At 69.3% G+C, this 8182-nt stretch carries 12 protein-coding genes; 6 read left to right on the forward strand and 6 right to left on the reverse strand.

Features of this window, described 5'->3' with window-relative positions:
• On the reverse strand, positions 1-435 hold the full coding sequence (locus tag VGC56_RS13505) for a hypothetical protein (RefSeq protein ID WP_464125664.1): 435 nt from the start codon (positions 433-435) through the stop codon (positions 1-3).
• A gap of 114 nt (positions 436-549) precedes the next feature.
• The gene (locus tag VGC56_RS13510; RefSeq protein WP_464125666.1) at positions 550-762 is read right to left on the reverse strand and encodes a hypothetical protein; all 213 of its coding nucleotides are present in this window, start codon (positions 760-762) and stop codon (positions 550-552) included.
• Between the two features lie 112 nt (positions 763-874).
• On the opposite strand from VGC56_RS13510, the gene VGC56_RS13515 reads away from it, so the two are divergent.
• Positions 875-1045 (forward strand): hypothetical protein, encoded by a 171-nt coding sequence (locus VGC56_RS13515; RefSeq protein WP_464125668.1) that lies wholly within the window; start codon positions 875-877, stop codon positions 1043-1045.
• 7 nt (positions 1046-1052) lie between these two features.
• On the opposite strand, the gene VGC56_RS13520 is transcribed toward VGC56_RS13515, so the two are convergent.
• Positions 1053-1697 (reverse strand): S24 family peptidase, encoded by a 645-nt coding sequence (locus VGC56_RS13520; RefSeq protein ID WP_464125670.1) that lies wholly within the window; start codon positions 1695-1697, stop codon positions 1053-1055.
• 100 nt (positions 1698-1797) lie between these two features.
• Between VGC56_RS13520 and VGC56_RS13525 the strand changes: the two genes are divergently transcribed.
• Together VGC56_RS13525 and VGC56_RS13530 are read left to right on the forward strand one after the other, a co-directional pair.
• On the forward strand, positions 1798-1992 hold the full coding sequence (locus tag VGC56_RS13525; RefSeq protein ID WP_464125671.1) for a hypothetical protein: 195 nt from the start codon (positions 1798-1800) through the stop codon (positions 1990-1992).
• Entirely contained in the window at positions 1989-2312 is a 324-nt protein-coding gene (locus VGC56_RS13530; protein ID WP_464125673.1) for a hypothetical protein, read from the forward strand. Before VGC56_RS13525 ends, VGC56_RS13530 begins: the two co-directional genes overlap by 4 nt.
• Positions 2313-2476: 164 nt before the next feature.
• Here the strand turns inward: VGC56_RS13530 and VGC56_RS13535 are convergent, their stop codons facing one another.
• Together VGC56_RS13535 and VGC56_RS13540 are read right to left on the reverse strand one after the other, a co-directional pair.
• Positions 2477-3424: a hypothetical protein gene (locus VGC56_RS13535; protein WP_464125674.1), complete on the reverse strand. Its 948-nt coding sequence runs from the start codon at positions 3422-3424 to the stop codon at positions 2477-2479.
• The gene (locus VGC56_RS13540; RefSeq protein ID WP_464125675.1) at positions 3421-4623 is read right to left on the reverse strand and encodes a TIGR04063 family PEP-CTERM/XrtA system glycosyltransferase; all 1203 of its coding nucleotides are present in this window, start codon (positions 4621-4623) and stop codon (positions 3421-3423) included. The genes VGC56_RS13535 and VGC56_RS13540 overlap by 4 nt, the downstream gene beginning before the upstream one ends.
• Before the next feature lie 210 nt (positions 4624-4833).
• Here VGC56_RS13540 and VGC56_RS13545 point away from each other — a divergent pair, with 210 nt between their 5' ends.
• Complete coding sequence (locus VGC56_RS13545) at positions 4834-5013, forward strand: hypothetical protein (protein WP_464125677.1); 180 nt, start codon at positions 4834-4836, stop codon at positions 5011-5013.
• Positions 5006-6397: a putative O-glycosylation ligase, exosortase A system-associated gene (locus VGC56_RS13550; protein ID WP_464125679.1), complete on the forward strand. Its 1392-nt coding sequence runs from the start codon at positions 5006-5008 to the stop codon at positions 6395-6397. The genes VGC56_RS13545 and VGC56_RS13550 overlap by 8 nt, the downstream gene beginning before the upstream one ends.
• Here VGC56_RS13550 and VGC56_RS13555 read toward each other — a convergent pair.
• Positions 6379-6909 carry a type 1 glutamine amidotransferase domain-containing protein gene (locus tag VGC56_RS13555; RefSeq protein ID WP_464125681.1) on the reverse strand — a complete coding sequence of 177 codons (531 nt, stop codon included), beginning with the start codon at positions 6907-6909 and terminating at the stop codon, positions 6379-6381. The genes VGC56_RS13550 and VGC56_RS13555 overlap by 19 nt on opposite strands.
• A gap of 103 nt (positions 6910-7012) precedes the next feature.
• On the opposite strand from VGC56_RS13555, the gene VGC56_RS13560 reads away from it, so the two are divergent.
• Positions 7013-8014: a DNA topoisomerase IB gene (locus tag VGC56_RS13560; RefSeq protein WP_464125682.1), complete on the forward strand. Its 1002-nt coding sequence runs from the start codon at positions 7013-7015 to the stop codon at positions 8012-8014.
• The last annotated feature ends 168 nt before the right edge of the window (positions 8015-8182 follow it).

An 8182-nucleotide genomic window follows, 5' to 3' on the forward strand; every position in this document is an offset into this window, starting at 1 on the left:
TCAGCAGAGCCCGTTTTTGCGCACCGGCAGGGCGGCGAGGATGCGGCGGCGCAGCTCGGCGTCGGCGCCGTGGCGGCCGACCTGGTGGGCGCCGGCGCGCTGGAAGAGGAGGCTGGCGAGCGGGCCGTTCTCCGCCTCGACCGTCCACGTGCAGCGGTCGATCGGCAGCGGGGCGAGGAAGCGGGCTCCGAACTCGTTGCCGCGCTGCCATTCGACCTGCGCTTCGACCGGGCCGATGCCCGGCACTTCGAGGCTGATGAGCGCGCCGGCCTGCAGCCGTGCCTCGCAGCCGGCGCGGAAGCCGAGCTCCGAAATGTCGGCCATGCGAATCTCGACGCTGCTCCAGCTGTTCGGGCGCAGCCGCGCCGCCTCGTCGAGCGACTTGCGCTCGGCGCGCCGCACCGTGTCCCCAATCTGCCTTTGCCGCGAACCCATAAGGTCGCCCCGTCTCGTCTTCGAACTGCGGCGATCCTAGCGGAGCAGCGTTAACGAATGGCTGATCCTCCGGTAACGGCTTGAAAACCAGGGTTGCCGGTAGTGAGTACGGACCTAGTGGACGGCGCCGCTGACGGCCTCGTCGCGGAGCATTGCGATCATCCGCTCGACTTCGCGCCAGCGGCAGAAGTGGACGACATTGCCGAGCGTCCGGCTGCGATGGGCGCGCACCGCGGCTTCCGACAGCGCGTGCTCGCCGAAACTGGCGATGAGTTCGGACGCGTCGGCCAGGGCTTCCCGGCCGGCGAGATGGACGTCGTGACGCAAGGCTTTCCCCTCTTCTTTCCCGAGGACCGGCTTAGCCTCGATCAGTTTCCAAACCGCCCACCATGGACGGTTAACGCCTGACAAGACCCGCCGCCTCTGCCATGGCCGCGGCATGAGCGGAGGCAAATTCACACAGGCGGGCGGCTTCATCCTGGCGGCCAGCATCCTCATCGGCGCGATCGTGGGGGTTGTGCTGCACCAGTCGATGATCGGGCTGCTGGCAGGGCTGGCCGTAGGGGTCGCGATCGCGGTGCTGATCTGGCTGGTGGACCGGCGGCGCTAGCGCCCGATCAGAGGCGGCGGCCGACCCAGAGGACGCGGCCGACGACGTCGACGGCGGCGGGGTCGCAATCGGGCCAGCCGGGATAAGCGGGATTGTCGCTGAGGATCGAGACGCGGCCGCCCGCGGGGCTGACCGACAGGCGCTTGACGAGCAGCGCGCCTTCGAAGCGCAGGACGTAGAGGCCGTCGCGCAGGCGGCCGGCGCGGTCGCCGCGGTCGACGAGGATCTCGTCGCCGTCGGAGAGGGTCGGGGCCATCGAATCGCCCTCGACGCGGATCAAAGCGGCGGAGGCCGGCGCGACGCCGAGGCGGCGGAGCCAGGACGGATCGAAGCCGATGCGGCCGAGCGCCCGCTCCGACGTATCGGCGGCGCCGGCGCCGGCCGAGGCCGCGACGTCGAGCCGGGGAATCCGGACCAGTGCGTCCGCCGCTGAAGGCTCCGAGGTCTCGCGGCCGCCGAGCAGGGCCTCGTCGATGCCGAAATAGCGGGCGAGGCGGCGCCGGTCCTCCTCGGCGAGACGGCGCGGCGAGCCGCGCTTGATGAACTGCTGGATGTAGGCCGGGTTGCGGCCGATGAGGCGCGAGAGGGCGGCATAATCCTCCCTCCGTTCCCGGATCAGGCTTTCCAGCAAGGCGCGCGGATCGGCGTCCATGATGGATGCAGTAGCGATAGGATTTTTCCTAGACAAGTAGGAAATTGTGTGGGATAACGGAACACAGCACGAACACCGATTCGCAGGAGGAGAAGGATGGATGCCGCTTCTGGACCGTATCGAGGCCTATCTGCGGGCGACTCGCAGCTCGGCGACACGCTTCGGGCGGGAGGCGGCGCGGGATCCGATGCTGGTCCACGATCTGCGATGCGGCCGGCAGCTGCGGGCGGCGACGAAGCGGCGGGTGGCGGCCTATCTGGAGGCGGCGCAAGCGGCGCTGGAGGCGCGGCAATGAGCGCGCCCTTCACGGACTCGACGACGGCGCTGCTGCGGGCGGTGCGGGCGATGCTGGCGACGGCGGAGCGCTTCGTCCTGGAGGAGGTGCGCAGCCGCAGCTGGGCCAGCGTCACCTTCGCCGGAGCACGGCACGAGCTGTCGTTCCGCCTTGAGGGCGCCGGGGCGGAGGATGCGGCTGCGCGGTTCGTGTCCGGGCTGGAGGCGGCGGAGTTCCCGCTGCGCGGCCATGTGCTGGCGGACATCGTGCTGGTCGGCGAGGAGCGCCGGCCGGGCTGCGCCCGCCTCAGCCTCGAGGCGCTGACTGTGGAGGACGAGTGATGGAGGGTGTGCTCGATCCTCGTCCTCCCCGTCGGCGGAGCCGATGGGGAGGGGGACCATGCGAAGCATGGTGGAGGGGCCATGCTGCCTCCGAGAGGCCCCTCCACCGCACTGCGTGCGGTCCTCCTCCCCATTCGCTTTGCGAACGGGGAGGACTGGTGCTGTTAGCGGCCGGCGACCTTCTGGAGGTCGGCCATGGCGCCGCGGAGGCGGTGGCCGACGGGCGCGGGGCCGACGGGCGCGGGACCGGCGGGCGCGGGTTCCGGGGCGGGCGGCGCCGGTACGGGGTCGGCCTGCGGCGGCGCGGGCTGCGGGGCGGCGGCGTAAGCGGGCGGTGCCGGGGGCGGTGGGACCGGGTCGATCGCGCGACGCTCGGGAAGCGCCTGCTTCTTGCGGGTCAGGCCGGTTTCGAAGCGGGCCATGAGGCTGACGATGCTGTCTTCGCCGGTCTCGGCCTGCTGCGGTACCTGATCACGGTCGGCCTCGGGCTGCTCCGCCTCTTCGGGCTGGGCGACGAGGAAGGGCGGCAGGGCCTCGGGCTGCGGCGCCGCGACGGGGGCCGGAGCGGGTTCGGGCCGCGGAGCGGGCTCGGGCGCCGCGACCGGCTGCGGCTGCGGCTGCGGCTGCGGCTGCGGCTGCGGGACGAATTCTTCCTCGGCTTCTTGCGTGAGGTCGAGCGGCTCTTCGGCCGGCGGAGCGGACTCGAGATCGAGCGGCTCGCCCAAATCGCGGCCGGCGAGGAGCGGGCGGCGGCGCGGCGCGTCCGGATGGGCGTCGGCCCTGCGCAGGCGCGGGGCGTCGGCTTCCGGCTCGGGCAGGCGCACGGCTTTGGCGGACGAGGCGGCGGCGGCCGGTTTGCGGTCGAGCGCCTTCATCAGCGACCAGACGAAGGCGAAGGCGATGAGTGCGGCCGCGGCGACCAAAGCGGCGCGCAGGCCCGCGCCGATCGGCGGCTGGAACCTGGGCGAGAAGGAGGCAAGGCCGGTGGCGGCGAAGGCGCGGGCGAGCAGCTCCTCCGGCATCGCGAACAGCAGGAAGGCCGCCGCACCTCCGGCGAGCAGACTGGCGCCGGCGTCGATAGCGGTGCCGAGCATGTTGCGCTGCGTGGTCATGTTTGCTTGCCTGTCAGCCTCTGGTACGCCGGCATGTACCTGGAAATATTTGACGACCAGTTACGATCGCGCTCGACGAAGAGCCGGGCGACGTCGCGCCGCGCCTCCCAGGACGGACGGTTGGCGAAGAGCTGGTCGAGGGCGTTGGCGATCGCATCCGGATCGCCGGCCGGGAAGAGCGTGCCGGTGACGCCGTCCTCGATTAGCTCGCGATGGCCGCCGACGTTCGAGGCGACGACGAGCTTGCGCTGGGCCATCGCTTCCAGCGGCTTCAAGGGCGTCACCAGTTCGGTGAGGCGCATCGCTTTTCTGGGATAAGCGAGGATGTCGATGAGGCTGTAATAGAGGTCGACTTCGTGATGGGGGACGCGGCCGATGAAGTGGATGCGTGTCCGGGCGGGCGAGGCTTCGGCCTGCGCCTTCAGCGCCGCCTCCATCGGGCCGCCGCCGACAAGGAGGAGGTGCGCCTTGGGGCGCTGATCGAGGAGGCGGGGCATGGCGGCGATGAGGTCGTCGAGCCCCTCATAATCGTAGAAGGAGCCGATGAAGCCGACGACGTCGGCGCCGGCGAGGCCGAGGCGGCGGGCGAGCGCGGCGTCGGGGCGCAAGGGGCTGCCGAACAGGCTCATGTCGACGCCGTTGGGGGCGACGATGATCTTCTGAGGCGGGATGCCGCGGGCGACGAGATCGCGGCGCAGGCCTTCGCAGATGACGGCGACGGCGTCGGCGCGGCGGGCGGCCCAGGTCTCGAGCGCGCGGGTGGCGCGGTAGCGGGGCGAGCCTTCGCGGCCGGTGCCGTTGCCGACCGCGGCATCCTCCCAGAAGGCGCGGATTTCGTAGAGCAAGGGGAGGCCGTGGCGGCGGGCGACGGCGAGGGCGGCGAGCGCGTTCAGGACGGGCGAGTGGACGTGGAGGTGGTCGGGGCACCAGTCGGCGACGAGGCGATCCAGCCGCGCTTCCAGCGCCTTGATCTCGCGCCACTCGCGCAGCGGCGACGGCGCGGGCGGCGGCGGGGCGGTGCGGTGGAAGGTGATGCCGTCGATGACCTCCGGGTCGGCCGCGGTGGCGCCCTGGCGCGGGCCGGTGAGGCAGGCGACGTCGAGGCCGCGCGCCTGCTGCGCCGTGACGATGGCGCGGGTGCGGAAGGTGTAGCCGCTGTGTAGCGGCAGGCCGTGATCGAGGACGTGAAGAATGCGCATCGTCCCCGCCTTGTGCCACGCGAGGCTTAACGGCCCGTCAACCGGGGGGAGGTTAGGGCGAGGTTGAGACGAACGATAAGTCGTCACCCCGGACTTGATCCGGGGTCCATCTTCTTTTGACCGCGGAGGAAGAAGAAGGTGGATGCCGGATCAAGTCCGGCATGACGAACCCCTCCGCCGCAACGGCCAGCCGGCGCAGGAGGCGAAAGAGTGATCGACAATTTCGCGCTTGCGCTGAGCCATGGGCTGCTGCTGCTCGCCGCGTGGCGGCTGGTGCGGCGCAAGGATCTGGACGATGCCGATGCGCCGGCGCCCGATCCGGCAGCGAAGCCGGTGCGCACGTTCTTGAAGGCGAAGGGCGATGGCCTCAAGGCGAAGCGCGTTGCGTGACCTCGCCTTCGTCGGCTTCCTGGCGGCTCTGCTCGGGCTCGGCTTCAAGCGGCCGTTCCTGTTCGTGCTCGCCTACGCCTATGTCGACATCGTCGCGCCGCAGCACCTTTCCTATTTCCTGCTGAACTCGATCCCTTTGTCCCTGATCGTCACCCTGATGGCGATGGCGGGGTGGCTGATCGCCGACGACAAGAAGGGGTTCAGCGTCGCACCCCGGCAGTGGCTGATGCTGGCGATTTTGGGATGGGCGGCGTTCACCACGCTCAACGCCGACGTGCCGAAATATGCGCCGGAGAAATGGGAGTGGGTGTGGAAGGCGGTTTTGTGGTCGATCTTCCTCCCGTTCACATTGCGAACGCGGCTGCGGGTCGAGGCCTATCTGCTGTTCATGACTTTGTCGGCGGCGGCGATCATCATTGTCGGCGGGATCAAGACGGCGGCATCGGGCGGCGGATACGGGGCGCTGAACCTTATGATCGCGAGCAACACCGGCCTGTACGAAGGGAGCACCATCTCGACGGTGGCGATCGCGATCGTGCCGATCATCCTGTGGCTGGCGCGCTACGGCACCCTCTACCCGCGCGACTGGCGGGTGCGGCTGTTCGCCTACAATCTGGTGTTCGCCTGCCTGCTCATCCCGGTCGGGACCGAGGCGCGGACCGGGCTGGTGTGCATCGGCGTGCTCGCCATCCTGATGCTGCGCGATGCCAAGCGCCGGCTGCTCTACATGGGGCTCATCGGCGCGGCGGTGGCGGTGGCGACGCCGATGCTGCCGAGCAGCTTCTCCAGCCGCATGAACACCATCCAGAATTACCAGGGCGACAGCTCGGCCGCCTCGCGGATCGCCGTTTGGAAGTGGACCTGGGACTATGCCAAGCAGCATCCGCTCGGCGGCGGCTTCGACGCCTATCGCCAGAACCGGCTGCAGGTGCACACGAGTGTAGGGGCGAACGGGGCGACCGAGAGCCAGGTCGACTGGCGGGTGACGGTCGACAAGGGCCGCGCCTACCATTCGAGCTATTTCGAAATGCTCGGCGAGCAGGGCTTTCCGGGCCTGTTCATGTTCCTCCTCCTCCATCTGGGCGGGCTGGTGCGGATGGAGGTGGTGCGGCGACGCTACCGGCGCGAGGAGGGCGAGAAGGCCTGGATCTCGCCGCTGGCGACGGCGCTGCAATCGGGGCAGGTCATCTACCTCACCGGCTCATTGTTCGTCGGCATCGCCTTCCAGCCGTTCGTCTGGATGCTGCTGGCGGTGCAGATCGGCTTCGACACGTTCGTGACACGGAAATATCCGCGGGTGATCGAGCTGCGGTTCAAGGCGCCTGCGGGAACGGGTGCGGTGGTGGGGAAGCAGCGGCGTAGACCTCAGTCAGCCTTTTCGTAGAGTGCGGCGATCGCCTCGACGAAGGCGGGGATGTCTTCGGGCTTGCGGCTGGTGACGATGTTGGCGTCGGTGACCGCCTCGCGGTCTACCACGTCGGCGCCGGCGTTCTTGAGGTCGGTGCGGATCGAGGGCCAGCTGGTGACGGTGCGGCCGCGCACCACGTCCGCTTCGACGAGCAGCCAGGGACCGTGGCAGATGGCGGCGAGCGGCTTGCCGGCGTCGGCGAAGGCGCGGACGATCTCCACGACGCGGGCGTTCATGCGCAGCTTGTCGGGGTTCTGAACGCCGCCGGGGAGGACGAGAAGGTCGTAATCGCCTTCGCGCACATCATCGACGCTGCAGTCGGGATCGGCGGTGCGGCCGTTGTCGCCCTTGATCTGCTTCTTCTCCGGCGAGGCCAAGGTGGTTTTGGCGCCCTTCTCGTCCAGCAGGCGGCGGGTTTCGAGGAGCTCGGAATCCTCGAAGCCGTCGGTGGCGATGAGGAGAATTTTCGCGTCGGCGATGGCGGGCATGAAGGGTCTCCGGGAAGGAATGTCGCGCCGCCAACGGCGCGCGGGCCGGAGCGTTCCGGCGAACCGCCGGAACGAACGGCGCGGGCCGGCGCTTTAGCGCGGCATGTTGCGTTATGTCGACGACCAGGTGCCGGGGATCACGCGCAAGCGCCGCGGCCGCTTCTGGCAATATTTCAAGCCGGACGGGAGCCGGATCACCGACCGGGAGGAGATCGACCGGCTGAACGCCATCGGCATGCCCCCCGCCTACGAGCGGGTGTGGCTGTGCCCGTGGGCGGACGGGCACCTCCAGGGGTTCGGCTTCGACGCCAAGGGCCGCAAGCAATATCGCTACCACCCCGATTTCCGCGCCGAGCAGGAGGCGCGCAAATATGAGCGGCTCGCGGCATTCGGGCGGGCGCTGCCGAAGCTGCGGAAAAAGGTCGAGGAGGATCTGGCGGGCAAGCCGACAGCGATGGAGACGGTGCTGGCGGCGGTGGTGCGGCTGATCGACGAAACGCGGATGCGGGTGGGCAGCGAGGAATACGCCCGCGACAACAAGAGCTTCGGCGCGACGACGCTGCGGAACCGCCATGCCAGGGTGGAGCGCGGGCGGCTCAAGATCGCCTATAACGGCAAGCACGGGATCAGGCGGACGGTGACGATCACCGACCGCAATCTGGTGCGGATCGCGCGGCGGACGCAGGACCTGCCGGGCCAGCATCTGTTCGAATATGTGAACGACGAGGGCGGAATCTGCCCGGTCACGTCGAGCGAGGTCAATGCCTACATCAAGGCGGCGATGGGCGACGATTTCACCGCCAAGGACTTCCGCACCTGGGGCGCCTCGACCATCGCTTTCAACGCCATGGTCGAGAAGCTCAAGGAACACGGCACGGTGAAGCTGAAGAGCGTCATGGAGCCGGTCGCCGAGGCGCTCGGCAACACGCCGGCGATCAGCCGCAAATCCTACGTCCACCCGGCGGTGATCGCGGCGGTGAAGGACGCCAAAGGGGCGTTGCGCTTGCCATGCCCCCGCCCGACGAAATATCTGTCGAGCGCCGAGCGCGGGCTGATCGCCTTTCTCGGCAAGAAAGAGCGCAGGAAATCCGGCAAGCCCAAATGAACGAACACGCGTCGCTCGACATCCAGACCGGCCAGCTCTGGGCGGAAATGACCGCCTGGCTGTCCAGCCACAGCCTGCAGATCATCCTCGGCTTCGCGGCCGGCGCGGCGATCGTGCTGCTGCTACTCGGCGTCAAATGGGTGGGCGTCAGGATCTGCGGCACCGATC

The organism is Allosphingosinicella sp., assembly GCF_036403745.1.
Taxonomy (GTDB): Bacteria; Pseudomonadota; Alphaproteobacteria; order Sphingomonadales; family Sphingomonadaceae; genus Allosphingosinicella.